We start from the raw sequence: 17,707 nt of genomic DNA on the forward strand, positions 1-17,707 counted from the left end.
AAAAATGAAACTGAAACAGCTTTCTCTGGACCGTACCTATTACAACAGTTTTCATATCCGTCAGGATAGCTATCCACGTAACCACAACAGCTGGCATTATCACGAAGAGCTCGAATTTATATGGATATACAAAGGTTCAGGAACTCTTTTTATAGGCGACTGTATTCAAAATTTTGCAGAAGGAGACGCTGTCCTGATAGGTTCGAATCTACCGCATTACTGGTTGTTTGAAAACTTCAGAAGCGATAATCTGGATGCCCCCATAGACTGTATTGTAGTTCATTTCAAAAAAGACTTTGCGGGTTCAGATTTCTTCAACCTTCCAGAAATGGTACAGCTTAAACAGCTAATACAAGATTCAGAAAAAGGATTGATGATCAGGGACGCCGCCTCCCCTTCCTTAGGGCAGCATCTTAAATCAATGCTGGATACAGAAGGGGTTTTGAAGTTTACTTTTTTACTTCAGTCGTTAGCACAATATGCGACTCTACCCTATGAAAAACTAGTAAGTGACAACTATGCAATCCTCAATCATTCTAATGACGAGCGTAGGATGAATGATGTTATGAATTATATCCGTGAATACTACAAGGGAAAAATCGAGCTCAGCAAATTAGCAAATCAGGCCAAAATGACCAAAAACTCGTTCTGTCGGTATTTTAAATACAAAACGGGAAAGACTCCCATACAGTTTGTCAGTGAAATCCGGGTCGCGCATGCTTGCCGTTTGCTAAAGAATACTAATCTTAGCCTCAAAGAGATTTGCTATGACAGCGGGTTCAATAACTTTGTAAGCTTTCATAAGACCTTCAAAGAACAATTAAAACTAACCCCCACGGAATACAGAAAAAATTAAATCCGGTGTCCTTTTCTTAAAAAAACGAAACACCAACCCTTTGACTACCTACTCAACGAGAATGGTCTGTCTTCAGCACTTACTCCCCTCGATTTATTAGGTATGCCATCCATTAAAAAATGGACTGTCCCACCTTTTATTAGTTCGCTATGACGTAGGTAGTTTTTGGTATAACGCTTACCGTTAACAGTCATAGATTTAATATAACGATGATCTTCATTGTTATTTTCTGCTTTAATAATCAAAACTTTACCACCATCTAAATGCAATGTTACTTTATCAAAAAGCGGCGTACCTACGATATATTCATCTGTAGCGGGAGTTACGGGGTAGAATCCTAAGGCTGAAAAAACGTACCAAGCAGAAGTCTGCCCATTATCTTCATCTCCACAGTAGCCATCGGGATTGGGCGTATACATTCTATTCATCGTCTCACGAACCCAATACTGAGTCTTCCAAGGTGCTCCTACATAATTATAAATGTAAGGCATATGCTGAATAGGTTGGTTTCCATGTGCATATTGCCCCATGTTTGCAATCTGCATCTCTCTGATTTCGTGAATCGGGAACCCATAATAAGAATCGTCAAAAACCGGAGGCAAAGCAAATACGGAATCAAGCTTTATTTCCAATGCATGATGCCCTCCCATTAATTGGGCTAAACCTTCAAAATCCTGAAATACAGACCAACTGTAGTGCCAACTGTTGCCTTCTGTAAATGCGTCTCCCCACTTGAATGGATTAAAAGGTTTTTGAAACGAACCATCCTTATTCTTACCTCGCATTAAGCCCGTCGATGGATCAAACAGCTTCCTGTAATTGAAAGATCTTTGCTTATAAAAATCAACATCTGCTTGATCTTTACTCAACGCTTTGGCCAATTGGTATATAGAAAAATCATCATATGCGTATTCTAAGCTTCGCGCCGTATTCTCATGTATTTTGACATCGTAAGGGACATAACCTAACTCATTGTAATAAGATGCCCCGGCCCGGCCTACGGCCGTAATCGGACCTTCTTTTAAGGAACCTTTTTTAACCGCTTCGTATAAAACCTCAATATCTTTTGAACGCACCCCTTTAACCCAAGCATCTGCTACTACAGAAGCTGAATTATTACCTACCATAATATTTCTGTATCCCGGGCTAGCCCACTCCGGCAGCCAGCCTCCTTCCCTATACGCATTTGCAAGCCCCTCCTGCATTTTGAGACTTACTTCTGGATACATGAGATTAAGAAACGGAAACAAAGCTCTGAATGTATCCCAAAATCCCGTGTCTGTAAACATATAGCCCGGCAACACTTGGCCATTATATGGAGAATAATGCACGACCTTACCTGTGGCATCATACTCATAAAACATCCTCGGAAAAAGCAACGATCGATACAAGCAAGAGTAAAACGTACGGAGTTGGTCCATGCTCCCTCCTTCAACTTGTAATTTGCCTAGTTCCTTATTCCAAATAGAGGCGGCTTTTTGAACCGCTTGATCAAAATTAAGACCATCCAATTCTCTTAAATTCAGATCAGCCTGCATCGAAGAGATAAATGAAGAAGCCACTTTCACTAAAACTTGATCAGACTTACCTTTGGACTGAAGCCCCACAATAGCACCTACGTGTTCGGCCTTGACTCTCAGTCTACCATTCTGCATTACCGAGTCTGCGAAAGTGGAGACATTGTTGAATGAACGATCGAATTGAAGAACAAAGTAGTTTTTAAAGTTGTCTGGTACGCCTCCACTATTTTTTGTGGAATAACCTATGATCTTATTCTCGTTAGGTAATACCTCCACAAAAGAGCCCTTATCAAAAGCGTCTATAAGTACAAAGGCAGAATCAGTTTTAGGAAAAGTAAACCGGAAATAAGCAGCACGTTCGGTCGGTGTAATCTCCACTTTCGTATCGTAATCGGCCAGATATACCGAGTAATAATGCGGCTTCGCAATTTCAGCTTTATGTGAGAAATAACTAGCACGTTTATTTTCATCGAATGTGGCTGTGCCTACCATAGTCATAATACTAAACTGCCCATAATCATTCATCCAGGGCGAAGGCTGATGTGTCTGTTTAAATCCCCGAATCTTTTCTGCCGTATAGGTATACATCCATCCATCGCCCATTTTTCCGGTCTGCGGGCTCCAGAAGTTCATCCCCCAAGGAACCGCTATTGCCGGATAGGTATTGCCACTGGATAGAAAATAGGTAGACTGTGTCCCCACTAACGTACTTACATAATCCAATGGATCTTCGATTTTACCAATCCTTTGAGCAAAACTAGATCGGATAAACAGTACAAATACTAAGGATAAGATTAGATTCAGTTTCATGCTGGTTATATTTGAATGTATAAATATCCTAAAATATTCCAACAATACAAATAGCTAAATTATTTTAGCAACATCAAAAAGTCAATATAATTTTTCCGCGAAATCCCCGACTCTCCATCAGTTCATGTGCTAGATCAGCTTTATCATACGGAAAACATGCAGCAATGTGAGTTTTATACCTCCCCGAGGCTATCCATGGCATAACCTCCTGTCGAATAGAATTTGTCAGATCTTGCTTAAACTCCACTGATCGGCTACGCAAGGTGCTTCCAGTAATATGAATACGTTTCAACATTACTTTCATCAAATTCAATTCGACCTTAGCTCCCTCCATAGCATTGATCATAACAAGCCGTCCTTCTTCCGCCAAAAGGTTTATATTTTTGTTAAAATAGGTTCCACCGATACTATCTAAGATGACATCAATTCCTATTCCCCTCCAAGCCACTTCAAAATCTGAATCTGAATAATCAATAACATGAGAGGCACCCAATAAACTGACAAATAAAACCTTATCGATAGAACCGACAGTCGTAAACACCTCAGCGCCCCAAAGCTTGGCTAACTGAATTGCCGTGCTACCAATACCTCCGGCACCACCATGGACTAAAAAACGTTCTCCTTTAGCCAGACCTCCTCGCTGAAAAACATTGTGCCATACTGTAAATAGAGTCTCTGGCATACCGGCAGCCTCTTCATAAGATAGATTCTCAGGAATAACCAAACATACGCCAGCATGTGCAGCAACGTACTGTGCATATCCTCCTCCAGCCACCAAAGCCATTACCCGATCTCCGATCTTCAAATTCTCACAAACCCCATTCACTTCAACAATTACACCCGACACTTCCAGTCCTGGAATATCAGCAACAACACCGGCGGGCGCCGGATAATTACCTTTACGCTGAAAGATATCAGGCCTATTGATTCCTGCAGCTTTTACCTCAATAAGTACCTCATTATATCTAAGTACTGGAATCGAGCGTTCCTCCACCAGTAGCACCTCGGGCCCGCCCATTTGTGTTATCACGACTGCTTTCATCATTTCTTCTTTGGAAACTTTTGAAGCCGAACATTCAATGACAGCATAAAATAACGTCCCAGTCGACTGTTCTTTGCTTCGTAAACATCATTACCTATATATTCCGAATAGATACCCATCGCTTTGTTTTGATCAAACAAATCATAGCCCTGCAATCGTAATAGAGCCGATTTATTCCGAAAGAAAGTCCACTCCACAAAACCATTCATTATAGTTTGATTTTCATTCATAAAATTACTGGTGTAACCATTATTGTAGCGCTGAGACATCTCTAGCCCCAAAGAAAGGTTATCATTCAGATAGCCTCTAGCCCCCAAGCCCCAGAACATTGTTTCCACATTGATGTTCGTTTTAAACGGGATATCGTAGCGGGTATTGTTCCACACATAGTTTGCGTTAAATACAGATTCCACATAATCACTCCACGCGTATTTCAATTGCATAGACTGTGTCAATATCAACTGCTTCGTTGTTCTTTTTTTCTCGTCAATAAAAGAAAGATTATTGTAATAGTCTGTATTTCCTGTCAAATCCAACTGAAAATCATCATTGATAAAAGGCGTATTAAACATATAATACCACCGAACATCATAATAACCAGAGGTATTTTTAAAGGTAGTTTCCTGAACAGTGGAGTTAGTTGCCGAACGCTTGTCGCTCACAATCTTATTCAAAATAAAATTGTAGGCGAAATTGGTTTCGAAGTACTGCATACGTGATGTAAAGGTCTTTCGCAAAGTTGTTGCAACGCGATGCGCAGATTCCGCTTTCAGCTCTGGATTTCCAATAATGACATTGCGCGAATTAGTATTATCAACAACCGGTGCTATCTGGTTAAAATAAGGTTGGTTATTCTTACCCTTATAGTTCATCTGCCAGTCCATATTTTTCGAGAAACGATAAATAACATTTGCGCTGGGTATTAAATTGATATTCTCATACTTATAGACGACATTGTCCTTGGTCAATCTCCCTTCCATGTACAGCGGCTGCACCGCAAACCCAAAGTTCATTTTAAACCGCTTATTTGGTTCGTATTGATAAGTTACACCAGTTTTATTATTTCTAAAAAAATAATCGTAATCAACGGTCAGCGAATCAGAGTTAACAGAAAGAGGCGTTACGGACGGTAGTTTATCCTCTACTTGACGTATAGCTTCGATACGCGTAATATCAAATTCATAACTAAATTCAAACAAACTGTGTTGAAGAAAGGGCTCTACATAAGAAACGGACGCTTTCGTCGAATTCGTATAGTTATTCTGTTTGATAAATTGATTTTGACGAAATTCTCCAGAATCAACCCTTGTTACATTTCTTTCTGCTTCATCATACTCCTCAAATACGCTCTCCCGCTTCTCTACATTGTTGGAATTTAACAAAATATTTGCGACTAGCTTTCGCCCTTTCATTCGAAATGACTTGGAGTACATCGCCTCAAGATCTCCATTCGGACTGATTTGGGAAGTAGAATCACGGTACACCCCGGAATTGGTCTTTTCGTAGTTGCGTAGGTCGGTACGTTTTCTGTTTGATCCATTCAGTTGATTGAAAGTAAGATTTCCCTGTATCTTCAGCAGGTCCGAATTCTTAAACTTCGTATCAAAACCAAATTTCATCTTGTGATTCTGGTCGATATTCCGAATCCTGTAAGTCTCCTCTTTAGTAATTGTGTTTCCAACATAAGTAGAGGTCAATTTAGATATACCGTCAGTAACATTCTCCTGACGCACAAAATTATATGTCGCATTAAAGGACGTATACTCCCCCCACTTATCGGAGACATTGACACCCGCAGAGCTCACTTCGTTCAGACCATCTATAGGATCAGCATATTCACCTATATCCATCGAGTTACGACTTCTATCCCCTCCCTCTGGGTTACCAAAGCTAAAAAGATTCGTGTTGGTGTTATTAAAAGAACCCAAGATAGAAATCTCCCGACCATCATCAAATTTATTCGCTCCAAAGCTCCCAAGATACCTGGAGTTGGTTCCCCCACCACCTGTAGCTTGCCCAAAATAGATTTTCTTGTGATCGTCTTTCAGGCTTATATTCAGTATTTTTTCTGGTTCACCATTTTTTAAACCGGTCTCCTGCTCTTTATCACCGTAAAAATCAATCACCTGTAGATTCTGTATAAAGTCGACCGGCAGATTTCGTGTAGCCGTCAACAGATCTCCACCAAAAAAATCTCTATTATCGACCTTTACTCTTTTGATCGTTTTGCCATTATAAGTCACAGAACCATCTCGAAACACCTGGAAACCTGGAAGATTTTTTAACGCGTCTTCCAACAACGAATTTTTTCGAAAATCGAAAGCGTTAAAATTAAACTGCAAAGTATCTCCGTTCACGACAACAGGTATTACTTTCAAAATATTAACATCCGGTATTTCCAAAGAAAATAGCTCAAGATAAACAGTAGGAACCTCTAACTGAACTTTGTCTCCTGCGATAAGCATTGATTTGTTTGCACTCTTATACCCCAACATCTTATAGTCGAAATTGAGATTCTTGCCTTTAAAATCTGTGAAATTAAAATTACCGAGTAAATCTGTTATTTTATGAAGCGTATCCAATTCACTGGTCATACGGACACTAACGGACTTAAGGGGATTCCCTCTTTTATCCAATACCCGACCATATACACTATTTTGCGCATGTACATAATTTGTCAGCATTTGACAAGCAAACACAACAATGATAAACCTTATTTTATACCACGAGAATTTCACCAATAAGTTCGCAAAATCTAACTTAGTTCAATATACTAAAATATTGTTATTCAAAAAACTTTCATCATTCTACAAGTAGACTAATCATATACTTACAAATAAGAAAAAAACTCACTTTAGGCTTTCGGCATTAACAATCTCGTCCTAAACATCAAAAAGTCCTATATAACTAAAACGATAAATATTACACAATCGTATATAAAAAAGGCTGTCGATTCCGACAGCCTTTCACAAAATATTATACAAATTTAATAATGACTATTCGCCATCAAAAGCTACTTTAACCAAATGTCTATCGATTTCCCAACGTCCAGTTCCTTCTTCACCGATAACATCAAATATTTCCAGAATACGTCTAGCTACATATTCTTCTTCCACCTGCTCCGCCAAGAACCATTGTAAAAAGTTGAACGTGACATAATCTTTAGCTTTCATACATTTGTCTGCCATATTATTAAACTGCTCTGTTACAAACATTTCCTGCTCCAATGTCTGTTCAAAAACACCACGGAACGATTCAAAATCTACGGGGATATTAGTAACCTCTGGCGAAATTGCTCTCCCACCACGGTTGCTTATATAGTTGAACAACTTCAACATGTGCGCACGCTCTTCGTCAGATTGCTTCGCGAAAAAACGAGATGCATTATCCAACCCTTGATCATCACACCATGCAGACATCGCTAAATACAAAGCGGAAGAATGTGCTTCTACTTTAACTTGGGCATTTAATATATTTTCTATTTCTTCAGTCAAAGATGACTTCAATTTTAATAAGTCTTTCATATCGTTATATTTTTATATTTCCACTTTTACATTAAACCACAGCGAGCCATACACACCTGCGATTTACTAACACAAAGATAAAGCCGATCTATAGGATAACAATAAAAAAAATGCAATACAAATTAAGTCTAAATTAGAAATCATTAAGCTAACTTGTTTAGAATCAGTATGATTTTAAACAGCTTTTGATTAGATAGCCAAGAGGGAATTATGACGTAAAATTGACCGGATCTGACCATTTAACTCCAACATAAATTTTGCCCCTGAAAGCAACTCACGGAGATTGAGTACGTCTTCTACAGAAAGAATAAAACAACGTTCTGTACGAAAAGGCATAATGACTTCAAAATCAAAAGAACGCGAAGAGTTACATAACATTGCTTCTATATCGACCTGTTCGATACGCTTTTTAAAAACAAAAAAATCGTTGACCTTAAAAGCCGTGGTATTCCCCTGAAATTCGAGCCAATAACAATTTTTTCTACTACACTGATAAACGGCACCATGTTCCGTTATATACACCTCTTCTACGTTAGCCAATGGACAAATCATTTCCGGTTATTTTATCTTTTAGACCACTAATCATTAAACGATGTGCAAATATAAAATTAATTAAGAATCAATCCAAATAAAATTTCGCAACAGAAAATAAAAAAGCGGTTTAGTAATACTAAGCCGCTTTCCTTTTTTATAAATGGGAACTTCCTCCCATTAAAATTCATCTTCCTCCGCCGAAAGTAATTCCTTATGATTACTAACGTTAGTTCTAGTTTTCGTCTTGTGTTTATTAATCTGTCGTCTCAACGACTCCACTGCGATATCCGTCGCCTCCTCAAAACTCTTCGCCTGCGCCTTCGCGAAAAGCTGGCTTCCTGGAATATTAAACTTCAACTCTACCACTTTGTTCTCCTCGTCTTCTACATTTTCCAAACGAAGATAGCATACGCCCTCAATGATATTGTCCAAATACTGCTCTAACTTGTCAGTTCTCCTTTTGATAAAATCTACCAATTTTTGGTCTGCATCGAATTTAATTGATTGCACAGTAATGTTCATTTTTCCTCCTTTTTTAAGCCTTTGGATGTGCTTGTTTGTAAATTGATTTTAATCGCTCAGCCGAATTATGCGTATAGACTTGCGTCGCTGCCAATCCTGCATGACCTAATAATTCTTTGATCGCATTTAAATCTGCGCCGTTGTCTAACAATGAAGTAGCAAAACTATGTCTAAGTACATGTGGACTTTTTTTCTTTTGTGAAGTGATCATACTTAAGTACCTTTTTACTACTCTATATATTAACATCGGATATCCTTGCTTTCCTTCTTTAGTAACGACTAAATATCCGGAATTGTTTTCTACATGTTGAAGTTTCTTTTTTTCTAAATATCTTTTTAATTCTTCGATTAAGGGTAAATGTAAGGGTACAAAACGCTCTTTGTTCCGTTTCCCTAATATAAGAATTTTTTTATTGTAAAAGTCAATATCCTGCTCCTTTATTTGTAAAAGTTCGGAAAGTCGAATCCCTGTACCGAAAAGTAGCTCCATAATAATAAAATCTCTCACCGACTCAAAATCATCAGCCACTTCGTCCATATGTTCTAAAAGATGATTCATCTTTTGCTTCTCTATCACCACCGGTAATTTCTTCGGTGTTTTTAATGCCTGTACCAGACGTACTGGATTTTTAGCAATTAGCTGCTCCCTTTGTAAGAATTTATAAAATGACCGCAAAGTAGAAATAGACCGATTGACCGATGTAGCTTCTTTTCCTTTCTCCCGCAACAGCGAAAAGTAATATCGCATCAATTTATGATCCACCTCTTCAAAAGGTATTTTTTCAGCTTCAAGAAATTCTAAAAAACATTTCACCTCCATTTCATACGCCTTTATCGTATGCGGTGAATAACGTTTTTCAAACGTCAAAAAGCGAATAAACCGATCTTTAAACATATCTTCTTCTTTACGTACCTTGTAACCAAACTTAAGTAAAATGAACTGCATTAACCAATATCTAATCAAAAAAATTAACGTCTCAACAATCTATATCATTTATTAAAAATTATATAACATATCTGCTAACAATAAGCCGAAATTCGTGTTAACTTACAATAAAGACACTAATAAAAAGCCAATATGCATAAACACATATATCATATACATGGTATGACCTGCGACGGTTGTCGTAGGCATATCGAAGCCAAACTGAATGAGATCGAAGGTATACAAGCAACAGTTTCATTAGAAAAAGAACAGGCCGAAATAGAAAGCGCTACCCTACCAAACCTTCCTCTATTGCAACGGAAGTTAGCTGAGCTCGACACGAATTACCACATTCACGAATACGAGCACAGGCACACCAACAATTCCCCGGTTCAAAAAGAAAGAGCTGACTCAGCAAGCGGACAGTATATATGTCCTATGTTTTGTGAGGGACATGATAAGAATTATCCCGAAAAAGGCCGTTGCCCGGTATGTAATATGCACTTAGTCGCTTTAGAACAAATACACGAACAGCAGCCCAGTAAACATCATCAATCACATTTTTCCGACAACAGCTCATCCAACGCTGGAAAATACTATTGCCCGATGCATTGTGAAGGAGACAAAGTATATGACAAGGCTGGGATGTGTCCCGTATGTGGAATGAATCTGGAAAAAATCCCGGAGGCCACAGTAAAAGTCGTATTCAGCTGCCCGATGCATCCAGAAATACAACAAGACAGTCCAGGCGCCTGTCCTATCTGTGGTATGGATCTCGTTGCAAACCAACAAATAGAAACAGAAGACGACACTTATCAGAATTGGAAGAAGAAACTGATTATCAGCACCCTATTCACCTTGCCCGTATTTCTACTATCTATGGGCGATATGCTTCCCGGAAATGCGGTTAGCAAGTTAATACCTCCCCACATAAATGGATGGATCCAATTTATTTTAACTTTACCAGTGATCTTTTATACCGGTTGGACTTTCTTTCAAAGAGGCTGGATCTCCTTTAAGACCTGGAATCTGAATATGTTTAGTCTGATTGCTTTAGGAACAGCTGCAGCTTTTATATTCAGTATTATTGCCCTGCTGTTTCCTCAAATTCTTCCGGCCGAAATGCGTGCCCATCACGCACACCCACCACTTTATTTTGAATCGGTAGTCGTAATTATCACTTTGGTGATACTCGGACAACTGATGGAAGCTAAAGCGCATTCCAAAACAAACTCCGCTATCAAAGCCCTCATCAAGCTGACACCTGCAGAAGCCATTTGGCTACATGAAGGGACCGAGCAGCGGATAGCTGTAAACGATATCAAAAAAGATTACATATTACGGGTTCGTCCGGGCGATAAAGTCCCAATTGATGGAGTCATTACGGAGGGTTCATCGTCCGTAGACGAATCGATGATTACAGGCGAATCTATTCCTGTAGAGAAAAATAAGGATGATAATGTCATCGGCGGAACCATCAATGGCAATCAGAGCTTCTTAATGAAAGCTACACATATAGGCGCCGAAACATTACTTTCACAAATCATACAACTAGTCAATGATGCGAGTAGAAGTCAAGCTCCTATACAAAAGCTCACGGACAAGATTTCAAAAGTATTTGTCCCTATAGTTATTCTCATAGCAGTCGCTACTTTTATCATTTGGATGTTAAGCGGAGTGGAAGATCGACTAGCCTACGCCATCACCAATGCGTTAGCCATTCTAATAGTTGCCTGTCCCTGTGCCTTAGGATTGGCTACACCGATGTCGGTTATGGTGAGTATTGGAAAGGGAGCAAAAAATGGAATATTGGTTAAAAAAGCGGAAGCCTTAGAGCAACTTCGAAAAATAGACTATCTTATCTTGGATAAGACGGGCACCATAACAGAAGGAAAACCTGAGGTGACCACCTATGAGAATAAAAACGGGACGATAGACAATCACATTCTAAAGGTTGCCGCTTCTATCAACAAACAAAGTTCACATCCACTTGCAGAGGCTATGGTCAACAAAGCTGAAGCTGAATCTATACCTCTATCCCCTATTAGTGACTTTACAAATGTCACGGGTAAAGGCGTATCAGCTACACTAGACCGTACCGCTGTACTTTTAGGTAATGAAGCCCTACTCAACGACAATAAAATTGAAATCCCCTCTCCAACAAAAGATAAGGTAAGTCGATTACAGTCAGAGGGATCCAGTGTCTCTTATCTCGCAGTAGGTAATGAATACTCCGGTTTTATAGCTGTCCGGGATAAGATAAAAGCTAACGCGAAAGAAATAATTTCGCATGTGCAAAGCTTGGGAATAGAAGTCCTAATGCTTACAGGAGACAATGAACTTACTGCCCAGGCTGTGGCCAAAGAAACAGGAATTAATTCCTTTAAAGCAAGACTGTTACCGCAGGACAAGCTCCATGAAATAAAGAGACTGCAAGGAGAAGGTAAGATTGTAGCAATGACTGGCGACGGTATAAATGATGCGCCCGCCCTCACTCAGGCAGATGTGGGCATAGCCATGGGCTCTGGTACCGATGTGGCCATACAGAGCTCGGACATTACCTTACTTAAAGGCGAACTAAGAGGCGTCTCCAAAGCGATTGACTTAAGCCGCATGATGATGCGAAACATTAAGGAGAATTTACTCTTTGCTTTTCTTTACAATGTGATAGGAATACCGATTGCTGCAGGCTTGCTTTACCCCGTATTTGGGATGCTGATGTCTCCAATGATAGCAGCAGCAGCTATGAGTTTAAGTTCGGTTTCTGTGATAGCAAATTCATTACGTCTTAATTTAAAGAAGCTGTAACAAACAGTCGACAGTATGCATTCAAGAAATACTTAGTGACATCCCCTGCCAAATCGGACTGTCACTAAGTACTTGTCTTTTTTGGCCATTTCCTCAATATAAAAGAATCTAAATTGATGAGGAAAGCTACAAAATTCGATTTTATTTTACTACGCAATTGTATTGCGCATAAAAGCGAATTTATGTAGGTTTGTATAAATAAGTAATGTAACCTACTTATTTAAAACAGTTACGAACCCTATTATACTATAAACCGTGAAAAGAAGATTATTCTTAAAAAATGCTGCCTTAATAGGTGGATCCACTTTACTCACCCCTATACTTCCATCCTTTTCCGCTCAACAAAATAAAGTACGGGTAGCAGCGATTGGAATCAATGGAATGGGGTGGTCAAATTTAAATTCCATTATCAAGCACCCTGATGTTGTATGCACAGCATTATGTGATGTCGATGCCAATGTCCTCAAAAAGAGGGAAACCGAACTTGCGCAACGGGGGATTAAGGTACAGACTTTCGAAAACTACAAAGATCTACTCACCTCAAAAGAAGTAGATGCTGTAATCATTGGTACACCGGATCATTGGCATGCGCTACAGATGATGGATGCTTGTAAAGCCGGAAAACACGTATATGTAGAGAAACCATTAGGCAACAGCATAGAAGAATGTAATGTGATGGTGGTAACGGCAAAAAAACACAACAGCATTGTGCAGGTCGGGCAATGGCAACGTAGTCAACAACACTTTGCTGATGCAATCAGTTTCGTTCATTCGGGCAAGCTCGGCAAAATTAGAATCGTCAAAGCCTGGTCTTATGTCAGTTGGAAACAAGGCATCCCTATCGTTGAAGATACGGTGGCACCGTTGGATGTCAACTATGATCTATGGTTAGGCCCGGCAAAGAAAAGACCGTTCAACGCAAATCGCTTTCATTTTGAGTTTCGTTGGTTTTGGGATTATGCCGGAGGGTTAATGACAGACTGGGGTGTGCATATGCTAGACTATGCGTTATTGGGCATGCAGGTATCTGAACCTAAATCAATTATATCCTCGGGAGGAAAATTTGCCTATCCTACCGATGCTTCAGAGACTCCTGACACCTTAAATACAGTTTACGAATTTGACAATTTTAATATCGTGTGGGAACACACCAAAGGAATAACCTTAGGGCCTTATGAACGGGATCACGGTGTTGCTTTTGTCGGCGAAAACGGGACTTTGGTTCTCAATAGGAGAGGTTGGGAAGTTATTCCGGAAAAAGACAAGATGGAAGCAATTCCACTTCAAAAACCGCTGGATAATGGGTTGGACAAACACACCACAAATTTTGTTGAAGCAATACGCCGTCGTGATCCCAAAGCAGTTAATGCTCCTGTAGAGGCTGGTGCCCACATCGCCATTTTTTCTCAGATGGGCAATATTGCCTACCGTGTAGGTAAAAAAATACATTGGGATCCACTCAAAAAGAAATTTGACATCCCAGAGGCCAACACCTTGATAAAAGCAAAATATCACAACGGCTATAAATTAACTTAACACCTTTTAAAGTCCTATTGGGATTCTACAACAAAACTGCTTATTTTTACAGCAGTTTTGTTAAAAATATAAACGAGTTCCCTATTATGAAATTTGGACAAGTAGCAGATCCTTCCCTTATTGATTTTACAATACCTGACACCCCGCAAGAGACCTTTGATTTACTCCAGCGTAATAAACAAGACAAACCCATGGAAGTATATGTGGGCTGTGCCAAATGGAATAAAAATGATTTAAAAGGATTTTATCCTCGGGGTACTAAAGACGAATTGGCCTATTACTCTACCCAATTCAACGCAATCGAGTTAAACGCTACGTTCTATAACTCTCCTTCTAAAGATCAGGTGGAGACCTGGAAACATAAAACACCCGAAGGCTTCAAATTCTTCCCAAAAATACCGCAATCTATCAGTCATTTTGGAAGATTGCTTAATTCGGATGAGAAAGTCGCCGCATTTGTAGACTCTACCGTATTATTTGAGGAAAAACTAGGAATGGCTTTTCTTCAGCTTATAGATAACTTCAAACCCAAGGATTTTGACCGTTTAGAGGCTTTTCTAAAAAATTTCCCTAAGGGTTATCCTTTAGCAGTAGAGGTCCGTAATGAAGAATGGTTTTCTGCAGATATCGCTGAACGATTTTATCAGCTTTTGGAAGAAACCAACAAAACAAATGTACTGGTTGATACGGCAGGAAGGCGCGACATGATGCATATGCGTCTTACTACTCCCACCGCTTTTGTACGCTATGTAGGAGCAAACCATCCCTCGGATTATACCAGATTAGATGAATGGATCAAAACCATCCTACAATGGAAAGAGGCAGGCTTACAACAACTGTACTTTTTTATCCATCAAAATATTGAAGTGGAGTCTCCACTACTAGCGGCTCATTTTATCGAAAAACTGAATAAGGCCTTAGGAATTAAATTAAATATCCCACAAAAACCAGGAGATCAAAAAAACAACACTCCACCTACCTTATTTTGAGATGAAGATAACCGGTATTCATCATATTGCTATTATCGTTAGTAACTACCACAGGTCCAAGAGTTTCTATACAAAGATCTTAGGATTATCGGTTTTAAATGAGACATATAGGGAAGAACGGGATTCATTCAAACTGGACCTGGCCATCAATGAACATTATATCATTGAATTATTTTCATTTCCCACACATGTACCACGCCCCTCCTATCCAGAAGCCTTAGGGCTACGGCATCTCGCATTCGCAGTGGATCAGTTAGAAACATGGATAGAAAAACTAAAAGCCAATAACATAGTCGCAGAACCCATCCGAACAGATGAATTCACGGGCAAGAGATTTACCTTTTTTCAAGATCCCGATGGATTACCCCTGGAACTTTACGAAAGGTAACTCATCACGACCTTGATCGTTAAAAACTACAGATTTTTTCTAAATAGTGTGTCCGAATTCCAAAATAAGCTTTCAGCTCCTGAAGTTTCTTCTTTATTTCCTGCTGCTTTTCCGTATTTATCTCCCGCTTTTCCGCGACGATCATTACATTTTTGGGGGTATGTGCATCTGAAATAAACTGCATGACTTTGGTCTGATATCCGTAGTATTCGAGAATAAGCGCACGAATACTATCGGTCAACATTTCGGCATGTCTTTCCAAAAAGATGCCGTGTCTCGTCATAAAATCTAATTCATTTTTGGCCTTGACCAGTTCCAATTCCCGACGCACCTGCTTATGACAACAAGGGGCTACAACGATAAGCTTTGCCTGATTTTGAATTCCCTTGTAGATAGCATCATCGGTAGCGGTATCGCAGGCATGTAGCGCGATCAACACATCAAGTTTAACAGAAGCCTCATACGCATCGATCGTTCCTTGCGAAAAATGCAGGCCATCAAAACCAGCTTGTCCAGCGATCCCATTACATAACTCGACGAGATCACGTCGATATTCAACACCTTCTACAAAGGCTTTTTTCTTGAGTTCATTATTAAGATAATCATACAACGCAAACGTTAAGTACCCTTTACCAGCTCCCATATCCACAACATTGATTCTATCATCCGAATGCAGATTATTCAGCGAATTACTTAACAGTTCTATATAATGGTTAATTTGTTTCCATTTGTCCTGAGCGGCGTTGTATACTTCACCGTTCTGATCCGTCAGCCGCAAAGCGTGGAGATAGGGCTTGTTAGCAGATCCAATCTTTCGTTTCTTTTGGACATCGTGACTCATCGATTGCGTCTTCTTCGCCGTCGCTTTTTCAATCCGTTCAGACCACTCCCCTTTGTTATTCATCTGGCACACAACATTAGCGTTGGCTGTAAAAAGTGTCGCCACTTTAAATTGTCCCAAATTTAGATATTCAGTGATTTGCAACAAGCCAGCTTCCACCGCAAAGTTCTTCGTGATATCTTTCGTCTTATGACGGAAAGTAAACGACAGGTGCAACTCCCGTTTTATAGACACGAGTTTTACATGGATTTGCTTCAGCCCATTTTCGGTGCCTTGATAGTTCCCCAGGGATAACTTTATGAAACTTTCCTGTGTTATACTTTGTCTTAACTTTTCGATAAAAGAAGATACTGCCATTTTACAGATAATAATTTTAGGCTACAAAGATACAAAATCATTGTTCACTTATTTATATTCTAACTTGGTGATTTAGGGATTGACCGTAGTCTGTTTTTATTGGACTAGGGTTGGTTTGTTGTTGACCATGGTTGTTTCCGATACAACCATAGTTAGTTTACGTTCGACCTTAATTGGTTTCGATGGTTATTACATCATTTTACAATAAACATTCGCCAATGCAAAGCATTTTATCTAAGTTTGAAATAGACTCAGATTTACTATGCAGAATCCAGAAATTGAAGCCGTATTCTTTGATATTGACGGTACCTTACTAAGTTTCAAGACACATGAAGTGTCTCCCTCTACAGAAGAAGCTCTAGCACAATTACAAGCTAAAGGAATTAAAACCATACTTTCCACCGGGCGATCTATTAATAGTATAGACCACGTTAAGTACTTAAACTTCGATGGATATATTACCTTCAATGGCGGTTATTGTGTTTCCAAAGAAGGACATATCCTTTTCAAAAAAGCCATTGATCCAAAAGACATAGAAAGCCTTCTGAGATATGTCGGTGAAAGATCATTGAGTTTTTCATTTATGTCAGAAAAAGAAGTCAGCATACATGATGTCACCCCCGAGATCGCGGGAATGTACGCCCACCTCAACCTTCCAGTCCCACCATTGGTCGACATGAACAATGTAGAGCATGATTCTATCCTTCAGACCAATATCTTCATGGGGCCAGAAGAAGAAGATCAATTTATGACCGAGGTGATGCCCAATTCACTTGCTTCCCGTTGGACACCACTATTTGCGGATGTCAACCCGAAAGGACAAAGTAAAAAAGTAGGTGTCGATATCTTTTGCGAACATTATGGCATTGATCTATCCAAAACAATAGCTTTTGGCGATGGCGGTAACGATATCACCATGCTCCAACATGTTGCCTTAGGCGTAGCTATGGGCAATGCTAATCCCGAGGTAAAAGCCATAGCAGATCATATTACCGATGATGTCGATAATGATGGCATCTGGAATGCTTTAAAGCATTTCGGTATTTTATAAGAAC

14 protein-coding genes are annotated in these 17,707 nt (G+C 39.4%); 6 read left to right on the top strand and 8 right to left on the bottom strand.

The window, feature by feature from the left end:
- The first annotated feature begins 4 nt into the window (after positions 1-4).
- Positions 5-856: an AraC family transcriptional regulator gene (locus G7B18_RS03855; RefSeq protein WP_164108303.1), complete on the top strand. Its 852-nt coding sequence runs from the start codon at positions 5-7 to the stop codon at positions 854-856.
- Positions 857-900: 44 nt separating this feature from the next.
- Here G7B18_RS03855 and G7B18_RS03860 read toward each other — a convergent pair whose 3' ends face one another.
- The 7 genes from G7B18_RS03860 to G7B18_RS03890 form a co-directional block, all read right to left on the bottom strand.
- Positions 901-3,186, bottom strand: coding sequence for a GH92 family glycosyl hydrolase (locus G7B18_RS03860; protein WP_164122102.1), 2,286 nt, complete (start codon positions 3,184-3,186; stop codon positions 901-903).
- A gap of 73 nt (positions 3,187-3,259) precedes the next feature.
- The gene (locus G7B18_RS03865; protein ID WP_317164371.1) at positions 3,260-4,231 is read right to left on the bottom strand and encodes an NAD(P)H-quinone oxidoreductase; all 972 of its coding nucleotides are present in this window, start codon (positions 4,229-4,231) and stop codon (positions 3,260-3,262) included.
- Positions 4,228-6,912, bottom strand: a complete 2,685-nt coding sequence (locus G7B18_RS03870; protein ID WP_164108301.1) for an outer membrane beta-barrel protein — start codon at positions 6,910-6,912, stop codon at positions 4,228-4,230. Before G7B18_RS03870 ends, G7B18_RS03865 begins: the two co-directional genes overlap by 4 nt.
- Positions 6,913-7,224: 312 nt before the next feature.
- A complete protein-coding gene (locus G7B18_RS03875) occupies positions 7,225-7,752 on the bottom strand; it encodes a ferritin (protein ID WP_164108300.1) in 528 nt (175 codons plus the stop codon).
- Positions 7,753-7,941: 189 nt separating this feature from the next.
- Entirely contained in the window at positions 7,942-8,304 is a 363-nt protein-coding gene (locus G7B18_RS03880; RefSeq protein ID WP_164108299.1) for a hypothetical protein, read from the bottom strand.
- A gap of 159 nt (positions 8,305-8,463) precedes the next feature.
- On the bottom strand, positions 8,464-8,808 hold the full coding sequence (gene hpf, locus G7B18_RS03885; RefSeq protein ID WP_164108298.1) for a ribosome hibernation-promoting factor, HPF/YfiA family: 345 nt from the start codon (positions 8,806-8,808) through the stop codon (positions 8,464-8,466).
- A 13-nt stretch (positions 8,809-8,821) separates the two neighbouring features.
- A complete protein-coding gene (locus G7B18_RS03890; RefSeq protein ID WP_317164253.1) occupies positions 8,822-9,754 on the bottom strand; it encodes a tyrosine-type recombinase/integrase in 933 nt (310 codons plus the stop codon).
- A gap of 132 nt (positions 9,755-9,886) precedes the next feature.
- Here G7B18_RS03890 and G7B18_RS03895 point away from each other — a divergent pair, with 132 nt between their 5' ends.
- The 4 genes from G7B18_RS03895 to G7B18_RS03910 all read left to right on the top strand — a co-directional run bounded on the left by G7B18_RS03895 (position 9,887) and on the right by G7B18_RS03910 (position 15,454).
- A complete protein-coding gene (locus G7B18_RS03895; protein WP_164108297.1) occupies positions 9,887-12,541 on the top strand; it encodes a heavy metal translocating P-type ATPase in 2,655 nt (884 codons plus the stop codon).
- Positions 12,542-12,796: 255 nt separating this feature from the next.
- Complete coding sequence (locus tag G7B18_RS03900) at positions 12,797-14,077, top strand: Gfo/Idh/MocA family protein (RefSeq protein ID WP_164122103.1); 1,281 nt, start codon at positions 12,797-12,799, stop codon at positions 14,075-14,077.
- 86 nt (positions 14,078-14,163) lie between these two features.
- On the top strand, positions 14,164-15,066 hold the full coding sequence (locus G7B18_RS03905) for a DUF72 domain-containing protein (protein WP_164108295.1): 903 nt from the start codon (positions 14,164-14,166) through the stop codon (positions 15,064-15,066).
- A gap of 1 nt (position 15,067) precedes the next feature.
- The gene (locus tag G7B18_RS03910; RefSeq protein WP_164108294.1) at positions 15,068-15,454 is read left to right on the top strand and encodes a VOC family protein; all 387 of its coding nucleotides are present in this window, start codon (positions 15,068-15,070) and stop codon (positions 15,452-15,454) included.
- A 19-nt stretch (positions 15,455-15,473) separates the two neighbouring features.
- Here G7B18_RS03910 and G7B18_RS03915 read toward each other — a convergent pair whose 3' ends face one another.
- The gene (locus G7B18_RS03915) at positions 15,474-16,652 is read right to left on the bottom strand and encodes a class I SAM-dependent methyltransferase (protein ID WP_164108293.1); all 1,179 of its coding nucleotides are present in this window, start codon (positions 16,650-16,652) and stop codon (positions 15,474-15,476) included.
- 262 nt (positions 16,653-16,914) lie between these two features.
- Between G7B18_RS03915 and G7B18_RS03920 the strand changes: the two genes are divergently transcribed.
- Positions 16,915-17,703, top strand: coding sequence for a Cof-type HAD-IIB family hydrolase (locus G7B18_RS03920; RefSeq protein WP_164108292.1), 789 nt, complete (start codon positions 16,915-16,917; stop codon positions 17,701-17,703).
- Positions 17,704-17,707: the final 4 nt, after the last annotated feature.

The organism is Sphingobacterium sp. xlx-130 (assembly GCF_011007405.1).
GTDB lineage: Bacteria > Bacteroidota > Bacteroidia > Sphingobacteriales > Sphingobacteriaceae > Sphingobacterium > Sphingobacterium luzhongxinii.